This is a genomic window from Oceanispirochaeta crateris, from assembly GCF_008329965.1.
Taxonomy (GTDB): domain Bacteria; phylum Spirochaetota; class Spirochaetia; order DSM-2461; family DSM-2461; genus Oceanispirochaeta; species Oceanispirochaeta crateris.
This window is the reverse complement of sequence record NZ_CP036150.1, coordinates 1,321,825-1,342,057: the sequence shown is the minus strand read 5'-3', so window position 1 is coordinate 1,342,057 and position 20,233 is coordinate 1,321,825. Positions and strand designations below refer to the sequence as shown.

Below are 20,233 nucleotides of genomic sequence, written 5' to 3'. Positions count from 1 at the left end.
AGTTTTTATGATACTATTTATGCTTAAAAAAGCCTTTTGGGATGCCTGGGATAATATGGGCCGCCTCCTTTTGATCAATTTTGTGATGATTTTGCTCTTAGCTGTACCAGTTTTTATACCTAAGGTATTGATTGGTGTACCTGTTTTGAGTGTTTTATCCTTGGTCCTCAGTGTCCTTGTTATATTTATCTACACTGGTGCGGTCTCTAGCTATATTCGGGATCTTGTCCATTATAAGTCTCCAGAATTGAAAGACATCCTCAAACATTTGAAGGAAAATTGGAAAAATAGTCTCATTTTTGGAATCTTTTCCCTCTTTTTCTATTTTGTCTGTATCACAGGATTTCAGTTTTATGGAACTCTCGGAAGTGTTCTCGGTCTGGTTGGGTTGGCATTTCTATTCTGGGTTTGCGTCATTGTCAGCATTTCAATGATGTTTTTCTTTCCCATTATGAATAATCTGGATAAAAATCCTGTGAAGATTTTAAAAAAATGTTTCATACTTTTTTTTGATAATACCGCTGCGGCAGTGATGCTTTTTATAGGAATCATAGTCAATGCAGTTGTCTCTCTAGCTCTGGCATTTATTCTTCCTGGAATCGCGGGGATCATGATTCTTCAAGAGAGCTGTATGAAATTGATGCTGATGAAGTACGATTATCTGGAAGAAAATCCTGATGCAGACAGAAAGAAGATTCCCTGGAATGCTTTAATCCGTGAGGAACGGGAAAAGGTCGGTACGAGAACTCTAAGAGGCACAATCTTTCCATGGAAAGATTGAGACTTTCTTAAGTTGCTATTATAGCAAAAAAAAGGCTGCCACTGGGCAGCCTTTTTTAGGGTTACAACTTCTTAATTTAATAAATCAGCTTTTTCAATTTTGGTGACTTTGTAGGAGTAATCTTTATCATTGATTGTAAATTTTGATTCTTTGTTCAAAGGTGTTCCCATGACGGCGCTACCAAAGGGTGAAATGTAGGATATCACGTTATTGGATGGATCGGATTCCCAGGGACCGAGTATGGTAAAGATTTCCTCACTTTCATCATTGAGGTTCAAGAGAGTAATTTTCGTACCGAAAGAAACTTTCTTAAGATCAAGTGTGGAAGGATCAAAAACCTTTGCTTTTTCAATTCCTTCTTTCAGCTTACCAACCTGAATATTAAGAGATTCCTGCTTTTCCTTGCCTGCTTTATATTCGGCATTTTCCTTAAGGTCTCCCATTTCAATGGCAATTCCAATTTCTTTCGAGTTCTTAGGAACCTCTACATCGAGGATATGCTTCAGCTCTTTCTGCTTTTCTCTCAGGCTGTTTTCCAGAACGATGAGGGCTCTGGAGGCAACGGTTGTGGGAGTCTCTTCCACTTCGCCCAGGAATTTAATATTTGGATATTTTTCTTTGATTTTTTGTTTGATACCCAGTTTTACGGTGACGTCCATTTCTTTCACATCTTGGAGGAGAGTGAACAGTCGGCTTACGGTGTCTTCGTCTCCACTAAGGATGAAGTTTTCTAATCTGCTTTCTTTAAATAAATAGGTCTGAATCGCTCTGTTTAGCTTCTTATTTTCAGTCACATTTCTCTTGTTGCTGATATCTCTGTAAGTGATATCCAGAAGGTGAATCATATTGATCAGAATCTTCTCATAGGGAATGCCTAGAGACTGGAACCAAGGCTCATCCACAGCCGAACGGGCTATCCAGAGAAAGGCTTCTCTGAATTCTCGGAAATGAGTCATAATATCTTGGAGTTTCTCTTTCACTAAAGAATCAAAACCACTGCTTAATAGATCTTCAACTACGGATTTGTTCAGATAATAAGGAAACAACTGGATATAGTAATTATGCCAATCTTCAATATTGGCTTTTAATTCAGTGAGGAAATCTCTCTTCAAATCCGGATATTGAATAGAATTAAACATGAATTCTAAATCTTCAATATCATCAAAAACTTCTTTGAATGTATAGTTAATGCCGGGATTGAGGAATGGATAATCCTTAATTATTTCAGTGATAAACAGATAAGAACAAACTACATGTTCGTTGACGTTGGCGGCCTTGAGGAAGGCTGTAAAGTAGTTGAACATTTCAGAAAAATAATCAGAATCGGGATCTGACTCTCTCATGAACTCAAGAATGGTCTGATATCTATCAAAGAAATTTGTTTCAGCTTTGAACCTATTAAAGGTCTTTTCTTCGAAGGTGATGGGTTTATCCCTGACCATGAACAGATCTAGTTTCTCGGGCATATTACCAAAATTAGCATCTGTTTTCAAAATTCTTCTGGCTTCTGTACTCCAGCTGGACCACTCTCCCTGGGTTAGAACCGCGGGAACTAGCTCAGCTTTCATGCGTTTCATATCCGCTGCATTGTCAAAACTTCTAATTACAGTTTTAAGAGTCCAGGGAATATCTTTTTTGACTTTATCATGAAGTTTTTGCTTTGGCAGAATACTTTTAAGAACCCATATGTGGTTCTTTGTCAGACTGATGAGGGCATTTACTGCCATTTTCAATGACATCGTATGTCCGCGATTCGTAGAAAAGTCTATGGTTATTTGATCACCCTTGATTTCTCTGATAACTCCCACACCCCATGTCTTGTGGAATACAAAGTTGCCTGCATCGAAGGAGATGTGCTTTTCAAAATCAGAAATCGCTTCGGTAATATTCCTCCAACTCTGATTGAGATTGGATAATTTGATATATTCTTCCAGCTGACTGTGTCCATCAAATCGGCTTCTGTAACAGTTTACGATCTCTTTTCGAGCCCAGGGATTTTTTGAATCATACTGAAGAATCAGTTTGAGAACATCAATTGCTGTTTGCCATTCTTCCTTGGACTGGATGGCGGGGTAGAGGTCTTCCAGAAGGATCATTGATTTTTCCGGAGACATTGTTTTGGCTATCTTTTTTTCAACAAGGAGAAAAAATTCAAGATCTTCCAGATTCAATTCAATCAGCTTTCCCCAAATGTCCCGCACGTTGGTGAACAAGTTTTTATTGATATATCTGTGAATTGCTTTCTTATAATAAGCAATGGCTTGATCCATTTTCCCATCGGCTTCTTTTTTTTCTGCCAACTTCTTGACTATATCTGCTTCTACATAGTCGATCTTTATCAGTCTTTCCCAGATTTCGTGGACATCTTCTAGGCGGTCTTCGTTGGCATAACAATCTGCCAGCACCTTAAGAGCCATTTTATTTTCACCGAATTTGAGAATCCTCTCACACAGAAATTCAACAATATTCCATTTATGATTTCCTGAGAAAATGTTGATGAGCTCTACCAGGTGGGAGTCATCAATCTGCTGTTTGTGCAGTGATATGATTCCTGAAATATAAAGAGCGATAATGCTGTTTTTTGAATGATCCAGATGCTGTTCACACAGATCTCTGATTTCATCCTGTGCATTGGAAGACAAGATTTCTTCAACTGACTCATCCAGCTCTTCAAAATTTTTGATTGTATAGTTACTGAGTGCGGCCCTCGTCCACTTTTCCTCATTTAATAAATCACTAATTTTGCTGATCATTTCGTCTGACATAATTTTTATATACTCCTACAGTCAATTGATATATTGCCGGTATATTGACGGGTTTAGCAGTTTGATATTCATCAGGACCTCGTCAATCGTTTTTCTATCTTCTTTTATGCTTATATAGTGGTCAATAAGCCAAAAATACCTATTTATTAAACGGGGTACCAGCTTCCCGTTCTCGTTGTTCTGCCGGATTTCGTTCTGAAGAGAAAATATGGACTGCTTGAGTTTACCGTACTCAATTGGTCTCATTTCTCTCTTGATATTGAACACACCATAGATCACTCCATAAACTGGAATCCAATCTTTAATGTATTTCATATCAATACCGGTTTTTGAAACTTTCTCAATCAACTTTATTATCAAACCTGATTCCAAACGGTTTAGATCAACCAGATCAGGATCAAGGTAAAAAGCTTCACGAAAAAATATTTTTGCACCCTGCATTTCATCAACCAGGGCATATGTATCAGCCAGTTCGGCAAGAATCACTGGATTCTCTCTGCTGATTTTTACTCCCTTTTCCAGGATGCTGACCGCTCTTTCATAGTTCCCCAGCACCTTGTTGCATCTTCCGATACCCAGGAGCAGTTCCAAATCATTGTTGTCATCCAGATGAAGCTGTTCATAACAGTCCAGCGCTTCTGAATGAACCATGTATTTGAGGGATTGAATCCCTCTCTCACATGCGTCGCTGTTAATAGTGGGATACCAATTCATAAATTGATCCCACTGGTTCAGCAGATAATCACCTTTTTCGTATAGGCCTGAAAAATCTGCCATTCTGAACCAGCGTTCTTTCCAGAACTTGAGAATTCTGAGAAGACCAGCCAGTTCAATACGGTCAAAGTCTATGGAATAAGCCTCGTCCAATTGGGACAAAGCTTTTTCAATATCTCGTGCAGAAACAGAACGATAGACGTCTTCGAGGTGCTCATCTATGTTCTTTTCAAGCTTGGTTTCACTCATACCTGTTTTTCTGATTCTGCAAAATACATAAAAGCATCCTAGGTAAATGCTTTACTGCATCTTTCTTATTATACTTGTCCCTTCACTTTAGTCAATAAAACTGGTCTTTCTGATATAACTAAATTATTCAAATCCTTAAATTTAAAGTTTCATATCCAGTTTTACAAAAAAACGGATATGAGTATAATATATATATGAAGAAATTAACGAAATGCGCTCCATCGGTTTTAGCTGCAGATTTTTCAAGAATCCATGAAGGAATTCAATTGATCGAAACGAGTGGAGGAGACTGGGTCCATCTGGATGTTATGGATGGTTCTTTTGTACCTGAAATCAGTTTTGGTGCTCAAATGGTTCGTGCAGTACGTTCTTTGACGAAACTGCCCTTGGATGTTCATCTCATGATAGAGAAGCCCGAAAATCATATTTCCGCATTTTTAAAAGCCGGTTCTGATTTTATTACCTTTCATACAGAGGCCTCTGTTCATTCTCATAGAACGATACAGATCATCAAAGCAGGCGGTGCTAAAGCAGGAATCTCAATAGTCCCCTCGACTCCAGTTTCCCAGATTGTAGAACTGCTTCCATTTGTAGATCTCGTTCTTATTATGACCGTCAACCCCGGTTATGGCGGGCAGAGTATGATTCCCGAGTGCCTTGATAAAGTAAATAAATTGGCACAAATCAAAGAAGATAAGGGTTTTGTATTTGATATATCCGTAGACGGTGGTATTAATCGATCATCAATTCAGAAAGCCAAGGATTCAGGAATTGATGTTTTTGTGGCCGGTTCTGCCTTTTTCGGGGCCGATGATCCAGGTGCCGAACTTTCCTATATGAAAAACTGTTAACTTGAATATTGGGGTTTTACTTTAAGGACCCTGATACCGATGGTTGAGATGTGAGGTATTGTCTGATGGAAAGGAACGCTCTTCGGTTCAAGTTGTTGGTCTTCAGTTTATTTATGGCTATGCAAGCTACTGCATCCGCCGCTCCTCTTGAGGATGAATTTCTTTATGCCCTGGATTTATTTAGGGAAGCCCGGTATGAACAGTCTTCCCGGCTGTTTCAGACGATTTTGGATGATCCTGATTCTCTTGAAATCCATGGAGAATCAGAATATTGGCTTTTTAGGTGTTATTTTGAAAATAATGACCTCACAGAGGCAACTGAGATCCTTGAAGACTTTCTGATTCAGTACCCCAGTCATAAATACAACACGGATGCTCGCTACTATAAGGGTCGAATCCTTTTTTTACAGGAAGAATATGAGAACACCATCCATTTTTACTCTTCCTTTTTGACGACGTTCCCTCTGAGTTCCTATGGTTCAAACAGCCTTTTCTGGATTGGTGAATCCCTATACTATTTGGGACGCTTTGAAGAAGCAGAAGAAATATACAACAATCTGCTTAAAAATTATCCCCGGAGTGTTAAAGTCGAGGCTGCCAGATATAGATTATCCCTCATAGAATACTGCTACAGGGAAGAGGAATTGTTAAAACTCCTGCAGTGGAGTCATGAGGAATTTTTAAAGAGTTCCAGCGAATATGAACTAAAAGAAAAAGAGTTCAACCAGGCCCTCTCTGTATATCAGGAAAAGTTGATTGAGCTGACCAAAACTAGAGAGCTGTATGAAAACCGATTGAATCTTCTACAACTGAAGGAATCATTGCTTCAATTAAAAGAGACTCTCATGAAGGACAATAACGGAGGAGATCAAAATGACTAAGTTAAAATCAATTGTTTTGATGGTCTTCTTTTTCTGTATTTCCATTTCCCTTTCCGCCTTGGAAGTAAAGGATCATTCTTCAAAAATTATTTTCAATGAAAAAGATGGTGTATGGAGCCTTTTTTATAATCAGGATGGAAGACTGAGATCTTTTTTTGAGGACAGGGACAATAGAACCTCCTATACCGATCTTGTGTTGGACAACAGAGTTTACAGATTGCAGAAAAACTCATTTTTTAATCAGCACATAGAAGAGCATTCCGGGTTCATTGTCGCCCATTGGAGCAATAATATCCTTCATGTTACGCAATCGGTTCAGGTTGACCATGGCATTAAGGGATTTAAAATCACAATCACTGTGAGAAATCTTTCCAAAAATTATATTTCTGTTGGACTCAAGGAGCTCTTGGATACTCATAATAATACTGAGGGCCCCGACTTTATGGTAGAAGGAAATCAGCCTGTTGATTCGGAGAAAAGATGGATTGCTGCAGCGATTCCTGCATATTGGGGAACATTTCCTGCCAATGATACAGGGAGTCGGATGACTTATACTGCTTTGGGTGACAGAAAGCCTGATCAACTCATATTTGCAAACTGGAAAAGACTGAATGACAGTGATTGGGATTTTAATTTGAGAGAAGGCCGTGATTTTTCGCTTCTTCCTTATTCAATTAACGATTCCGCTGCGGCCATCTACTACAATCCAGTTTCAATCCCTCCTGGTACAGAACTTTCAGTACAGTATGCTCTTACTGCTGGAGGGCCTGTGAGAGACGTGTTGCAATCCGATTCAACCCTCTCGGCTGATCACGCTGCGCAGTTGCCCCAGAATGGAAAAGAAATGATTCTCAATTATGCTCTTCAGTATGACCTGGACCTGATTGACAAACTCGTTGATGAACTGAATCTTCTATTATTGTCGGATGATCCGGTCTATAATTCTCAAACAGAATACTTTGAAGAAGAACTGGAGAAATTAAAGCAGAAATTGTTTCACTATGAAAATTTACAATAAAACACTTAAAAAAGCATATAAACTTCTCAGGGCGGGCCAGTACGGTAAGGTCGTGAGTACTCTTGAGCCCAAGGTTCCTCTTTTTCTTGAAAATTATCAATTTTACTACATTTTAGGAGTCGCTTGCCTCCGCAATGGCGATAACGGTGGGGCTGATACATATTTAAAAAGGGCCGTCCAGGTCAACCGCAAAGCAGTAGAACCCCGTTTGTTTCTAGCCACTTTGGCCCTGCGTAAAAAAGACACCACTGAAGCGGTCAGGTTATGGTTGGGTATCCTCGATATTGATTCCTCTTGCCGTGAAGCCAAGAAAGGTCTCGATAAAATTCGTAAAATTTCTGACTCAGAAGCAATGGATCAGTTTTTACTGAGGAGTAATTTCAAACCATTTCTTCCTAAATTAAGAAAACCCCTTCCCTTATGGATCTTGGGGTTGGTGCTCTTGGCTGCTCTATTTTTCACTGTTTTTGTCAATAGAGAGGCTGTCGGGTCATTGCTGGATCGTCAGGACCTGCCTTCTCGTGAGAATCTCTCCTATCTGTTCAAAGATCTTAAAAAAGAGAAATTGACCGAAGAGAACCCTCTTGGGTTCATCTTTAACCTCAGTGAAGACCAGATATTGACCAGTTTGAAAACTGCCCAAACATATTTTGATGATTTCAATGATAACCGGGCTCAATCTGAGATTAACAGAATCTTATATTCCAATGCATCTGAATCGGCAAAACAGCGGGCAAGAATTTTAGAAGGTTATTTGAAATCTCCCGACATGACCTCTTTTACAAATATTTATGAATTTAAGTCAGTACAGGAAAATCCCTATCTTTATAACAAATGTTTTGTGCGCTGGAAAGGAAGGATGTCAAACCTGGAAATGAAGGATCCGGGCATGGCTTTCGATTTTCTTGTCGGCTATGAAACGGCGCAGGTTTTAGAAGGAATTGTTCCCTCTTATACGGACTTTCAGGTCAGATTAGACAGTGCCCTCCCACTGGAAGTTCTGGGTCAAATTGAGGTTCTGGATAAAAACCGCTTTCGTATCAAAGTCACTTCACTCAGGAATATTGTTGATCCTTGATTCTGTATCTGTTATATTTATGCAAACAAATGTATAGTGTTTTGTCATTTGAATAAATAATGCAAAATGTATGAAGCATGAAGGCAGGATTTACTGTATTATTACCGGAAGCTCTCAAAAGAGCTCCTGTGTGCAGTATTATGTTCAGGGAGGGAAATCATGGCAGATAAAAATACGGAAGATAAAAAAAAGGCGATTGAAGCCGCACGTCTCCAGATAGAAAAACAGTATGGAAAAGGGTCTCTCATGAAAATGGGTGATCAGCCCATGTTGGAAATAGATACAATCTCTTCAGGATCAATCCTGCTGGATGAAGCCCTGGGTGTCGGAGGTTACCCCAAGGGCAGAATTATTGAGGTTTACGGTCCGGAATCTTCGGGAAAAACGACTCTGGCCTTGCATGCTATTGCTGAAGCACAGAAGAAAGGTGGCATTGCTGCTTTTATCGACGCTGAGCATGCTCTAGACCCCGTATACGCAAGAGGATTGGGGGTTAATGTTGAAGAGCTGTGGGTTTCTCAGCCTGATACGGGTGAACAGTCACTTGAAATTACAGAATCCCTGGTGCGATCCGGAGCCGTTGATATCATTGTTGTCGACTCTGTGGCAGCATTGACTCCCCGTGCAGAAATTGAAGGGGATATGGGTGATTCTCATGTCGGCCTCCAGGCCAGATTGATGAGTCAGGCCTTAAGAAAATTGACTGGAATTATCTCCAAGTCAAATACCTGTCTAGTTTTTATTAATCAAATCAGGATGAAGATCGGTGTTATGTTTGGGAATCCCGAAACAACGACCGGTGGGAACGCCTTGAAGTTTTATGCCTCTGTCCGTTTAGAAGTCAGAAAAATTGAAACAATGGCTAAAGGGCAGGAGGATGCTATCGGAAACAGGGTCCGCGTCAAGGTTGTCAAAAACAAAGTTGCTCCTCCTTTTCGAAAAGCTGAATTGGAAATTATCTTTGGTAAGGGCATCTCTGCCAGTGCCAGTTTGATGGATGCTGCAGTAAAATATGAACTGATACAGAAAAGCGGCAGCTGGTATTCCATGGGAGAAGAACGGATCGGTCAAGGCCGGGATAATGTCAAAAAATATCTTGAAGAAAATGAACTGGTCGCAGACAGCCTACTGGTTCAACTCCGACAGATCATGTTCCCTAAGAAAATAGCTCCTAAGAAAGAAGAGGCGAAGGAAGAAAAACCCGCCGGTAAAACTGCCAAAAAGAGTAGTGCTAAAGAAGACAAGGAAGGACTTTTCTGATTACTGGGGTTGTTGAAAACAAAGTATATATAGGCGGCGGTTCTAATGTGGGGAACCGTTTTGAAAACCTGATGTCAGCATGGCTTGCTTTGAGTGAAATTCTGGAAGAACCGGACTTTTCATCACTTTGGGAAACCATGCCCCTCATGTTTACCGATCAGCCTTCATTTTATAATATTGTATATTCCGGTATCTTTAGAGGAAGTTCTTTTCAGCTGCTTTCAGAGCTGCATCGTATAGAAGCCTTAAGGGGAAGAAATCGAAGCCTCGAAATTTCAAAAGGACCCCGTACTCTGGACCTGGATCTTCTTTTTTTTGGGAGCGAGGTTCGTCAGGAGGATGTTCTAACTCTTCCGCACCCCGGGATTAGAGAGCGAGCCTTTGTACTTTATCCTCTTTTGGAGTTGTTACCAGAAGACCATCCCCAATACAGTGTGCTGACTGAATCTCTGGAAAAAAATAGGGATCAGGGAATAGAATGTATTAAAAAGAAAACGACTGATTCCAGTCGGTTCTGGATCTCTGAGGAAACCGTAAATGAGTGAAAATGTTACATTTCAATTAGAGCAATTTGAGGGTCCTCTTGACCTTCTTTTGTTTCTGATCAGAAAGAATGAAGTGAACATCTATGATATCCCCATCGCCTCCATTACAGAACAGTATCTGTCTTATATGAAGTATGCTACTGCTGTTAATCTTGAAAATGTCACCGAATTTTATCTGTTGGCAGCCACTCTCCTTTATATTAAATCCAGAATGCTTCTTCCTGTTGAAATCGATTTTTCAGATGAAATTGAAGATCCCCGTGAAGAGTTAGTTGCTAAGCTGATTGATTATCAAAAATATAAAAAGCTCTCCGAGCTCATGACTGAACAGGAAAAATCAACAGAATGGGTGATTGAAAGAAAGAAAAAACAGAGAATGCTCCCCTTTGAGGATGAGAAAGATCTTTGGGAAGAGGTTGATGTTTGGGAACTTCTTCAAAGTTTTGCAGATGTCATGGGCTCATTGACCCAGGAAGCCATTGTCAACTTATATGAAGAGGTGACTGTCAATGAAAAAATTACTCTCATACAGGAACTCTTGGAAGAAAAGGGAGAATTCGGTTTCACAGATATTCTGATCAATCCCGAATCTATCATGGAGATCGTTTGCGCTTTTCTTGCGGTCCTTGAATCTGTTAAAATGAGGCTGATAATGGTCTTTCAGAACCGTCTTTTTGGGGATATTATGATAAAGGCCAGAAAACCGGAAGAAGTGGGTGGAAGAAATGAATCTCAATCAGGAAAGATCGATAATTGAAGCAGCGCTTTTCTTGGAAAGTGAACCCGTTAGCATAATGCATCTGTCTAAAGTCTCCGGACTTTCCCGAGATGTAGTCAAGGACGTTCTTGAAGAGTTACAAAAGCATTATTCAGGTGATGAACATGGGATTTCTCTCAATGAAGTTCATGACGGTTATGTTCTCGCGGCCAAAGAAGAACTTTGGGATAATCTAAAAGACTATTACGGAAAGAAAAACGAAGAGAAATTATCCCGAGCTGCTATGGAAACATTATCCATAATCGCCTATTCTCAACCGCTGACCAAGGCCGAGATTGAAAATCTCAGGGGAGTCAGTTCCGACGGAATGATCCGTCTCTTGTTGAAACGGTCTCTCATCAGAGAGGTTGGTAAAAAAGATGTCCCGGGTAAACCAATTCAGTATGGGACATCTAAGGAATTCCTGAAGCTTTTCAGGCTAAAAAGTATTGCTGATCTACCCAAGTTGGATGAGGTGGAGCAGAAGAGGTTTGAGTTAAATGGATAAGATTGAAGAACAGCTGAGATTACAGGTTTATCTGGCGCGCTGCGGAGTCGGCAGTCGGAGAAAATGTGAAGAGTATATCAGTGAAGGCCGGGTTTCGGTAAACGGAAAGTCCGTTCTGACCCCAGGAACAAAAGTCAGCGATGGAGATGAGGTCTGTTATAATGGACGCCCGGTGCATCCTGAAAAAGAACATGTTTATATTGCTTTGCATAAACCATCAGGTTTTATATGCTCAAATCAGGATCGTGACGGAAGGCCTCTGGCTATAGATCTGCTTTCTGATGCTACACATCGCCGACTTTTCAATGTTGGCCGTCTGGATTATATGACATCCGGACTTCTTTTCTTTACAAACGATGGTGATTTTTCAAAGCTGATGACTCATCCCTCTTCCCATGTGGAAAAAGAGTATGTTGTAACAACAAAGAAGGAAATCCCCGGAGAACTGATGGAACAGTTCAAAAAAGGTATCTCCGTCCAGGGAGAATTCTTTCGCTTGAAAAATTATACTTTCAAAGGGACCAGAACTGTACATATTGTCCTTGAAGAAGGAAAAAACAAGGAACTTCGCAAGGTCTTTCTATCCCGAAACATCACGTTGAAAAGTATTCACAGGATCAGAGTCGGAAATATAAAGCTCACCGGTCTTGCCTCCGGACGTTTTAGAAAGTTGACCCCCCGAGAGGTGGAACAACTTAAAAATCAGGCCTTGGAGAATAAAAAAAATAACCGGGGGAAGCCTAAAAGATGATCGTTGCCATTGACGGACCCGCGGGGGTTGGAAAAAGCAGTATCGCCTCGGCCATTGCCAGGGAAATGAACTATTTTAACCTCAATTCTGGAAATTTTTACAGAGCTGTCTCCCTCCTGTTATTGAGGAGCAATCTGAGTTTTCAGGATGAAAAAAAAGCGGTTGAATTAGCGAAACAAACTGAAATGGAAATTCGGGAAAACCGATTGTATATGAACGGTGAAGATGTAGAAGACGAACTTCACAGCGACGCCGTGGATAAAATTGTAGCTCAGGTTTCGGCAATCGTGCCTATAAGGCATATTGTAAATGATAAACTGAGAAACATTAGCCATACACTGGATCTCGTTGCCGAAGGACGAGATATGACAACTGTTGTTTTCCCTCAAGCGGAGGTAAAGGTCTTTTTAGATGCTTCCCCCGAAATCCGTGCTGAAAGACGATTTAAGCAGGGTGTTAGCGATCTGGATTATGAGGATATTTTAGAAGGAATCCGACAGCGGGATGTCATTGACAGAAACAAAGAAGAGGGCAGCCTTATCATCTCTGAGGACGCCTTATATTTAGATACATCCGCCTTGACGTTAGAGCAAGTATGTGAGAAAGTAACAGGTAAAATTAAAGAATTAAACTAATTCAGGAGAACGGAACGGTTATGGGAAAGACGGATGCTGCTGCAGCAGAGAACAACAGCCAGACACAACTTCAGGAAGAATACCTGAAGGCTATGGACCAGCTTGAGGAAGGACAGCTGGTAGATGGCCATGTCATTCAGGTAGACAGTGAATTTGTATTTATTGATATTGGCTATAAATCTGAAGGAAAAATACCACTTGCCGAGTTCAAAGAAGCTCCTGTTATTGGTGAAATTGTTTCTGTAGTCCTCGTTAAAAGAGAAGGGAAACACGGCGAAATTGTCGTTTCCAAGAAGAAAGCTGATGCAAAGGTCATGTGGAAAGAACTCCGCGATGCCTTTCAGGATCACAAGACAATTAAAGGTAAAGTTGTAAAATCTATAAAGGGTGGTTTTGAGGTTGATCTCGGAATCGAAGTGAGAGCTTTTATTCCCATTTCAAAGATGGACCTGCATAGAATCGAAGAACCCGAAGAGTATGTGGGTCTAGAATCCGATTTCTACATTGAAAGATTGTATAACGATAAGAAAGTAAACATTGTTCTTTCTAGAAGAGAGCTTCTTGAAGAAAGACTTTCTGCTGCTAAGAAAGAATTTTTTGAAAAAACATCCATTAATGATGAAGTAACAGGTGTTGTAAAGAGTTTTACATCCTTTGGTGCTTTTATAGATTTGGGCGGATTTGATGGTCTTCTGCATATCAATGATATGAGTTGGGGCCATGTGAACAGACCCAAAGATTATGTGAAGAAAGGCCAGGGAATCAAGCTGAAAGTGATTCGTCTTGAACCGGAAGATGAAAAAATCAATCTTTCACTTAAACATTTCACAGAAGATCCTTGGTCCAGTTTTGAAGATCGTTACCAGGTAGAAGATGTCGTCAAAGGAAAAGTCACAAAGTTAACCGAATTTGGTGCTTTCATTGAAATTGAAGAGGGCATTGAGGGACTGGCTCATATTTCTGAATTATCTTGGGTAAAACGGATCAAGCATCCTAAAGAACTCATGAATATCGGAGATGAAGTCGAAGCCATGATTCTTGGTTACGATATACATGATGGTCGTATTTCTCTCGGAATGAAACAGGTCCTTCCTAACCCCTGGGATGAAATGGAAGCAAAGTATCCAGTGGGAATGAAGCTGAAAAGAGAAATCAAAAAAGTGACCAATGCCGGTGCTTTTATTGAACTTGAAGAAGGGATTGACGGGTTTCTCCATGTCGATGATTTATCATGGACCAAAAAAATTAAGAATCCTTCTTCTATGTTGACCGAAGGGGAAGAAATCGATGTCACCGTTACTAATGTTGACGTTGAAGCTCATCGCATACGTCTTGGAGTAAAACAGCTTTCCGAAGATCCATGGGCAGAACTGCTAAGAATTTATCCCAAGGGAAGTGTCATAGAAGGTGAAGTCTCCAATATCACAGATTTTGGACTCTTTGTTAAAGTTCAGGGTGATATCGAGGGATTAGTACATAAAAACAACCTCAGTGAAGATCGTGATGCCGATCCGGATGAGATGCTGGGCAAGTATAAGGTTGGGGAAAAGATTTCAGCCTCTGTTATTGAACTTCAGCCAGGAAAGCAGAAGCTTTCCCTCTCTGTTAAAGAGATGAAACTAAGAGAACAGAAAAAGGAAATATCCAAGTATATTCATGAAGATGATGGTGGTGATTCTACCTTCACACTCGCGGATATGCTCAAGGATAAAGAAAGCTGATCTTTCAGTACTATGGTTGCTGACAAAGTTGATCGAAAAAGACTGGATACACTGATTGAGATTAATAATCTTATTAACTCAAATTATACAGATGTCCGCGTTCTTATGACTCATATCCTTGAATCGTCGACTCGCCTCACCGGGGGCGAGTCTTCTTCTCTTCTTTTACTTGATACAGAAACAGACCTTCTATATTTTGAAATAGCTCTGGGAACAAAGAGTGAGGAAGTTCGGAAATTCACTGTAAAAATGGGGGAGGGCATAGCCGGATGGGTCGCCCAGAATAATACATCCCTCATTGTGAATGATGTTGAAAATGATCCTCGTTTTTTTTCCGAAATTGATAAAGATGTTGGTTATAAAACAACCTCAATTCTTGCTGTCCCTTTAAGGATGAAAGATCAGTGCGTTGGAGTCATAGAAGTCATCAACAAAGAGAATGGAAGCAACTTTACAGAAGAGGATCTTGAATGGTTGGAAATATTTACCAATCAGGCATCTTTAGCATATCAGAATGCCCAATCATTTAAAAAGGTCAAAGATGAACTGTTTCGCCTTCAGGATCGTGTAGAGTCTGATAGCGGGTTTCATAAGATGATTTTTAAAAGTAGTGAGATAGAGCAACTTTTAGGAATTACGGATAAGATTTCAAAATCAGACTCGCCTGTTTTAATAACAGGAGAGAGTGGTGTAGGTAAAGAACTTTTTGCCGAACAGGTCCATTTGAGGAGTCCCCGGAGTAAAGAAACATTTGTTAGGCTCAATTGTGCAGCCATTCCAGAAGAATTGCTTGAAAGTGAGCTATTCGGTCATGTTAAGGGTGCATTTACAGATGCTTCCAATGAACGATTAGGTCGTTTTTCACTGGCAGATGGTGGGACAATTTTTCTGGATGAGATTGGGGAAATTAGTCTGAATGTTCAGGCTAAACTGTTGAGAGTTCTCCAGAATAAACAATTTGAACCCCTGGGGTCATCTGACACCATCATGGTTGATGTCAGGATTATCGCTGCTACCAACAGAAATCTTGAAAGCATGGTAGACAAGGGCTCTTTTAGAGAAGACCTTTACTACAGACTCAATGTGCTACCTGTGAATATACCGGCTCTAAGAGACCGGGCGGATGATATTGAAGTCCTTAGCGATTATTTTCTGAGTAAGTATTCGGCCAGGAACAGGAAGGATATCAAAGGTATTTCGCCGGAAGCAAGAGAGTTGCTATTTTCCTACAGTTGGCCCGGCAATGTGAGAGAACTTGAAAATGTAATTGAAAGAGCGGTCATTGTCTCTAAGGTATCCCTTATTGATACGGAGGATCTTCTCCTATCAAGAGAAAAAGAGCGTTCTATGCCGGGATATAAAGGAAAAAGCCTGAAAGAGGCAGTGAATATATTTAAAAAAAATTATATAAAAAGAGTACTCGGTAACTGTAATAATAATCAGACCGAGACAGCTGCGAAGTTGGGTATACAGAGAACTTACTTGTCCAGACTAATGAAGGATCTGGAGATTAAAGTATAGGAATTTTTCCGGATCACACCGGGTCTTTAAGAAGGAGAGTTAATAATTGAACGTTAAAAGTAATACTGAATCCACCCTGACTGAAAAGGTATCTATCCTTATTCGTGATCACAGGAAATATTTGATTATCGCTTCGGTGTTTTTTGTGCTTATTTTGGTAGCCATCGGTGCCGTTGAATATAGGTCCAATAAAAAAGCAGAAAAATCAGTTCAAGCAGCCGAGCAGATTGAATCTGTTCTTCAGGACTATCTGGGCGCGGCGGAAGAGGATAAAGCAGAACTCAAAGATGAGTTAACTGCTTTGATAGCCGATTCAAAAACAAACTATAAAAACCTTTATGCCCACATGAGAGGTTTATATGCAGAAGCTCAGATCCTTGCTGACTCTGAAGACTGGGCCGGTTCCGCAGCAGCTTACAAAGCTCTTGCCGATAATTTTGCAACAAGTTATATAGCTCCTGTCGCTCTTATAAATGCGGCTGCCATGGAAGAGGAAGCCGGCGACATAGAAGAAGCCATTTCACTTCTGGAAAGAACGATAGCAGATTACAAAGATGTTTCTGCAGCTATTCCTGAGGTTCTTTTTAATCTGGGACGCCTGAGTGAAGGCCTCGGAGACGGCAGTAAAGCTGAGGAATACTATAACCGCATCAGTGAGGAATATGGGTCTTCCAATTGGAATAACCTGGCTAAAAGCCGTATAATTGCTATAAAATATGGTAGCTGATTGATATAAAGCCGTATAGAAAGGGAGTATATAATGGAAGGGAAGAACCGTGGTAAGATTCTGAATGTGAAGTATTTCAGCCTAGTTCTCGGGTTTCTTTTCTTCCTCCTTTTCTGGGGCTTAACCGCTTCAACATCCATATTTGATCATATGGAACACAAACTCCTTGATCTTCATTTCAATTTAAAAACAGTTTTTGAGCAAACGAGAATTCAGGAAGGGGTGACCATTGAAAAACGGAATCCTCAGATTTCACCTGATATCCTTATACTAGGTATTGATTTTAATAGTCTGAATGCTTTTGGTAGATGGCCGTTTGAACGCTATCGACACGCTAATCTCCTGGATGCCTTTTCCAGAATCCAGGATCAAAGTCAGAGAGAATCCGCTTTATTTTTGGATATTTTTTTTATAGAACCAGATAATAACGCCTATGATGATGTTATTCTAACTGAAGCTATTCAAGAAAATGGAAGAGTCTTCATAGAAACCGTCTTGAAGCGGACCCCAATGTCAGAAAACGAAGCAGAAGAGTTTTTTGCAAGGCAGCAGATTCTGTATGATAAATATGGTGAAATCCATAATATTCAGGGTGATACATCCCGCGTCATTGAGTATTATGGTCTACAATCTCCCTTAAAACCCTATGGAAGAGCCGCTTACGGTTATGGACATGCCAATTTTTATGATGACTATGATAAAAAATACAGGCGTCAGCAGCTCATCGCTAAGTCCAGTGTCGTACTAAAGACCTTGGATGTTGATGAATTAAGCAGCTCCTATTCGATCGATCTTGAAAATCAGGAACGTCTTGCCTGGGTTGATAAAGACGGTCAATTTCAAACTATTGAATATCCTCTAACGGATAAGATCTTAAATCAGCTGAAGAAAGATGTTCAGGAAAATTCAGCACCACGGATAGAAGACAGCGATAATGATGGTAATCCAGATAAATCATATTATGTGGTTTATCACCTGGAAGATCATTTTATTCCATCAATCACACTGTCTTTGGCGGTTCATTACTTCAATAAGAGCCTGTCAGATCTGGAAGTTGTCATTGGTGATCATATTACAATACATGATGTTGAATACTTTAATTCAGACAGTGCTCAGTGGGAACCCTATGTCATTACCGATGAGTTTCCAGAAATTGATGCAGAAGGAAACATTATTTCCGAAGGCAAATCAAGGATTGTGAGAGATATTACAATTCCCATAGATGACCGTGGTCAGATGCTTATCAACTATATGGGTACCAGGTCCAATTCATCCCGTGGAGGATATCAGACCTTCCCTGTGCGCTCTTATTCCGGTTATGCCTCCAGAGTCCCCGGTATGGATCCGACCAGCTGGCCGAGAACCAAGGCTGTGGGAAACAAAATCCTTATGGTCGGAGCCTTTGCCCAGGGTATTGCCGATGATGAAAAAACGACTCCTTACGGCCTGATGTATGGTGTTGAAATCCATGCCAATGCTTTAAATACTATTTTAATGGATAATTTTCTTATCAATATACCCTATTGGGTGAATGTATTGATTCTCTTCCTTTCTATCATGATTATTGCTTTTTTTACATCCCGTATCGGTCCTGGTTGGTCTCTTGTGCTAACGGTCTTTTTGATTTTTGCACAGTTTATTGTTATATCCATCCTTTTTGAGTTTAAGAATCTAATGATTGATTTTTCTGCTCCGGGCATTGGTAGTTTCTTTATCTATATTGCTGTTGTTCTATACCGTGTTATCACCGAAGAATCTGATAAAAAACGCATCAAGATGATGTTTGGTAAGTATGTCAGCCCTGTAGTTGTGGAAAAAATGATGGATAAGCCACCTGAGCTGGGTGGAGAAGACAATGACACAACAATATTTTTCTCGGATATAAGAAGTTTTACAACTCTTTCGGAGACTATGTCTCCACAAGAACTTGTCCAGCTTTTAAATGAGTATCTGACAGCCATGACAGATTGTGTTATGGAATACCGCGGGACCCTGGATAAGTACATAGGTGATGCCATCATGTGTTTTTGGGGAGCCCCCATTCCACAAGAAGATCATGCACTTTTATCTTGCAAGTGTTCGCTGAAACAACTTGAAATCTTGAATGAACTCAATAGTAAGTGGCCACCCGAAAAACAAATCCATATTGGTATCGGTTTGAATTCAGGAGTCTCAACGGTTGGTAATATGGGTAGTGAAGGGCGTATGAACTATACGGTAATGGGAGATAATGTAAATCTTGCATCCAGACTGGAAGGAATCAATAAGCAGTATTATACAAGCATTGTCATTAGCGAATCCACCTATAATCAAGTGAAAGATCGAGGGGCAATCTGCCGTGAACTCGATGATATCAGAGTTAAGGGTAAGAAAAAACCCGTAAGAATCTATGAGCTAGTGGGATTTGAGGAAGGACTTGAAGTCAACTGATATCCATATTTATTTTATAGTTATTTTCAGTATTTCGCTGTTCTTTATTCTCATTGCTTGTGGTTTACCCGTTTATGAAGCACTGGAACCACCCATTGCTTACCAAACTGAAACCTATGTTGTGGGTTTCAAGACGCCCGATTCTGAAACGATTGACGGCTATGTTCTGTATTACAAAATTTACAACGATGGGGAAGAATTAATCACAGAAGATGAAGATATGTTTGATCCTGACTACTACTACAGCTATACCCTGAGTGACCTTCCATCGGGAGAGACTCTTCCTGAAAATTTGGATTTTTATCAGATAGGCTTTGTTGGAAATAGTACAATTCAATACCCTAATATTGCCTGGACAGGTGAGGGTGATGTTATACAGATTGATTTTACGGATGCATTGAACCAGATCTCTGATCCCACAATTCTAGTGAATGATGTGACGATGACTGATGAATATGGAACACCCGCTAGGTATGCAAAATATATCTCAGGATCGGTGAGTGGAACTTTTAAGCGATTTATAAAAAACTACAGGTATTCTGAAGATGATGATATCAATGATGTATTGGATCGGGAGGGATATATCACTCCAACAATTGAGATTGCCTTTGTCGCCATGAGTTATGGTATCAGTGATACAAATCTACAACCATTGATGAGTGTCCCCGTATATTTGGGAACTGTGGAGATACAGTCTATGGAAGATGCACAGGAAGATCCGGTACTGGACTAAGGAGAAAACGATGTTGGGATCATTTCAATTAAATTTTATATTACTTCATATCATCTGCGGCTTCACAATCGCTTATTTGGGCGTCTATGTTCTGAAACGACAATATTTGGGTGGCATATGGGGAGCCATTGTCATTTCAGTGTTGGGTGCATTTTCGGGAGCTCTTCTGAGTTCTATTTTCATCGGCAGCAGTATGGACCTCCTGAATATTGGATCATCTGTTATATTGGCCTTTGTATTCTTATTTATCTATGGAAAAGCCAGTCGTTATCACAGTGATTAATTGAAATCCAACTTCTGATAATATA

General features: G+C 40.2%; 19 protein-coding genes. 17 read left to right on the top strand and 2 right to left on the bottom strand.

Features of this window, described 5'->3' with window-relative positions; genetic code table 11:
- Positions 1-7 precede the first annotated feature (7 nt).
- A complete protein-coding gene (locus EXM22_RS06120) occupies positions 8-781 on the top strand; it encodes a YesL family protein (RefSeq protein ID WP_149485663.1) in 774 nt (257 codons plus the stop codon).
- Between the two features lie 71 nt (positions 782-852).
- Here EXM22_RS06120 and greA read toward each other — a convergent pair whose 3' ends face one another.
- Complete coding sequence (greA, locus tag EXM22_RS06115) at positions 853-3,546, bottom strand: transcription elongation factor GreA (protein WP_149485662.1); 2,694 nt, start codon at positions 3,544-3,546, stop codon at positions 853-855.
- Positions 3,547-3,567: 21 nt separating this feature from the next.
- Entirely contained in the window at positions 3,568-4,509 is a 942-nt protein-coding gene (locus EXM22_RS06110) for a tetratricopeptide repeat protein (RefSeq protein ID WP_149485661.1), read from the bottom strand.
- 194 nt (positions 4,510-4,703) lie between these two features.
- On the opposite strand from EXM22_RS06110, the gene rpe reads away from it, so the two are divergent.
- From rpe to EXM22_RS06030, 16 genes are all read left to right on the top strand, one after another.
- Positions 4,704-5,360 carry a ribulose-phosphate 3-epimerase gene (rpe, locus tag EXM22_RS06105; RefSeq protein WP_149485660.1) on the top strand — a complete coding sequence of 219 codons (657 nt, stop codon included), beginning with the start codon at positions 4,704-4,706 and terminating at the stop codon, positions 5,358-5,360.
- A gap of 119 nt (positions 5,361-5,479) precedes the next feature.
- Complete coding sequence (locus EXM22_RS06100) at positions 5,480-6,241, top strand: tetratricopeptide repeat protein (RefSeq protein ID WP_168203377.1); 762 nt, start codon at positions 5,480-5,482, stop codon at positions 6,239-6,241.
- Complete coding sequence (locus EXM22_RS06095) at positions 6,234-7,259, top strand: hypothetical protein (RefSeq protein ID WP_149485658.1); 1,026 nt, start codon at positions 6,234-6,236, stop codon at positions 7,257-7,259. The genes EXM22_RS06100 and EXM22_RS06095 overlap by 8 nt, the downstream gene beginning before the upstream one ends.
- Entirely contained in the window at positions 7,243-8,337 is a 1,095-nt protein-coding gene (locus EXM22_RS06090; RefSeq protein ID WP_149485657.1) for a tetratricopeptide repeat protein, read from the top strand. The genes EXM22_RS06095 and EXM22_RS06090 overlap by 17 nt, the downstream gene beginning before the upstream one ends.
- A 159-nt stretch (positions 8,338-8,496) precedes the next feature.
- Positions 8,497-9,597, top strand: coding sequence for a recombinase RecA (gene recA / locus EXM22_RS06085; RefSeq protein ID WP_149485656.1), 1,101 nt, complete (start codon positions 8,497-8,499; stop codon positions 9,595-9,597).
- Positions 9,594-10,142: a 2-amino-4-hydroxy-6-hydroxymethyldihydropteridine diphosphokinase gene (gene folK, locus EXM22_RS06080; RefSeq protein WP_149485655.1), complete on the top strand. Its 549-nt coding sequence runs from the start codon at positions 9,594-9,596 to the stop codon at positions 10,140-10,142. The genes recA and folK overlap by 4 nt, the downstream gene beginning before the upstream one ends.
- Entirely contained in the window at positions 10,135-10,899 is a 765-nt protein-coding gene (locus tag EXM22_RS06075; protein WP_149485654.1) for a segregation and condensation protein A, read from the top strand. Before folK ends, EXM22_RS06075 begins: the two co-directional genes overlap by 8 nt.
- Positions 10,868-11,407 carry an SMC-Scp complex subunit ScpB gene (gene scpB, locus EXM22_RS06070; RefSeq protein ID WP_149485653.1) on the top strand — a complete coding sequence of 180 codons (540 nt, stop codon included), beginning with the start codon at positions 10,868-10,870 and terminating at the stop codon, positions 11,405-11,407. The genes EXM22_RS06075 and scpB overlap by 32 nt, the downstream gene beginning before the upstream one ends.
- Entirely contained in the window at positions 11,400-12,158 is a 759-nt protein-coding gene (locus EXM22_RS06065) for a pseudouridine synthase (protein WP_149485652.1), read from the top strand. The genes scpB and EXM22_RS06065 overlap by 8 nt, the downstream gene beginning before the upstream one ends.
- Positions 12,155-12,793 (top strand): (d)CMP kinase, encoded by a 639-nt coding sequence (cmk, locus tag EXM22_RS06060; RefSeq protein WP_149485651.1) that lies wholly within the window; start codon positions 12,155-12,157, stop codon positions 12,791-12,793. Before EXM22_RS06065 ends, cmk begins: the two co-directional genes overlap by 4 nt.
- 20 nt (positions 12,794-12,813) lie before the next feature.
- The gene (rpsA, locus tag EXM22_RS06055) at positions 12,814-14,514 is read left to right on the top strand and encodes a 30S ribosomal protein S1 (RefSeq protein ID WP_149485650.1); all 1,701 of its coding nucleotides are present in this window, start codon (positions 12,814-12,816) and stop codon (positions 14,512-14,514) included.
- A gap of 12 nt (positions 14,515-14,526) precedes the next feature.
- Complete coding sequence (locus EXM22_RS06050; protein WP_149485649.1) at positions 14,527-16,035, top strand: sigma-54-dependent Fis family transcriptional regulator; 1,509 nt, start codon at positions 14,527-14,529, stop codon at positions 16,033-16,035.
- Between the two features lie 46 nt (positions 16,036-16,081).
- The gene (locus tag EXM22_RS06045; protein ID WP_149485648.1) at positions 16,082-16,762 is read left to right on the top strand and encodes a tetratricopeptide repeat protein; all 681 of its coding nucleotides are present in this window, start codon (positions 16,082-16,084) and stop codon (positions 16,760-16,762) included.
- A 33-nt stretch (positions 16,763-16,795) separates the two neighbouring features.
- The gene (locus tag EXM22_RS06040) at positions 16,796-19,192 is read left to right on the top strand and encodes an adenylate/guanylate cyclase domain-containing protein (RefSeq protein WP_149485647.1); all 2,397 of its coding nucleotides are present in this window, start codon (positions 16,796-16,798) and stop codon (positions 19,190-19,192) included.
- Positions 19,179-19,925 (top strand): hypothetical protein, encoded by a 747-nt coding sequence (locus EXM22_RS06035; RefSeq protein ID WP_149485646.1) that lies wholly within the window; start codon positions 19,179-19,181, stop codon positions 19,923-19,925. The genes EXM22_RS06040 and EXM22_RS06035 overlap by 14 nt, the downstream gene beginning before the upstream one ends.
- Positions 19,926-19,935: 10 nt before the next feature.
- Complete coding sequence (locus EXM22_RS06030) at positions 19,936-20,208, top strand: hypothetical protein (protein WP_149485645.1); 273 nt, start codon at positions 19,936-19,938, stop codon at positions 20,206-20,208.
- Positions 20,209-20,233: the final 25 nt, after the last annotated feature.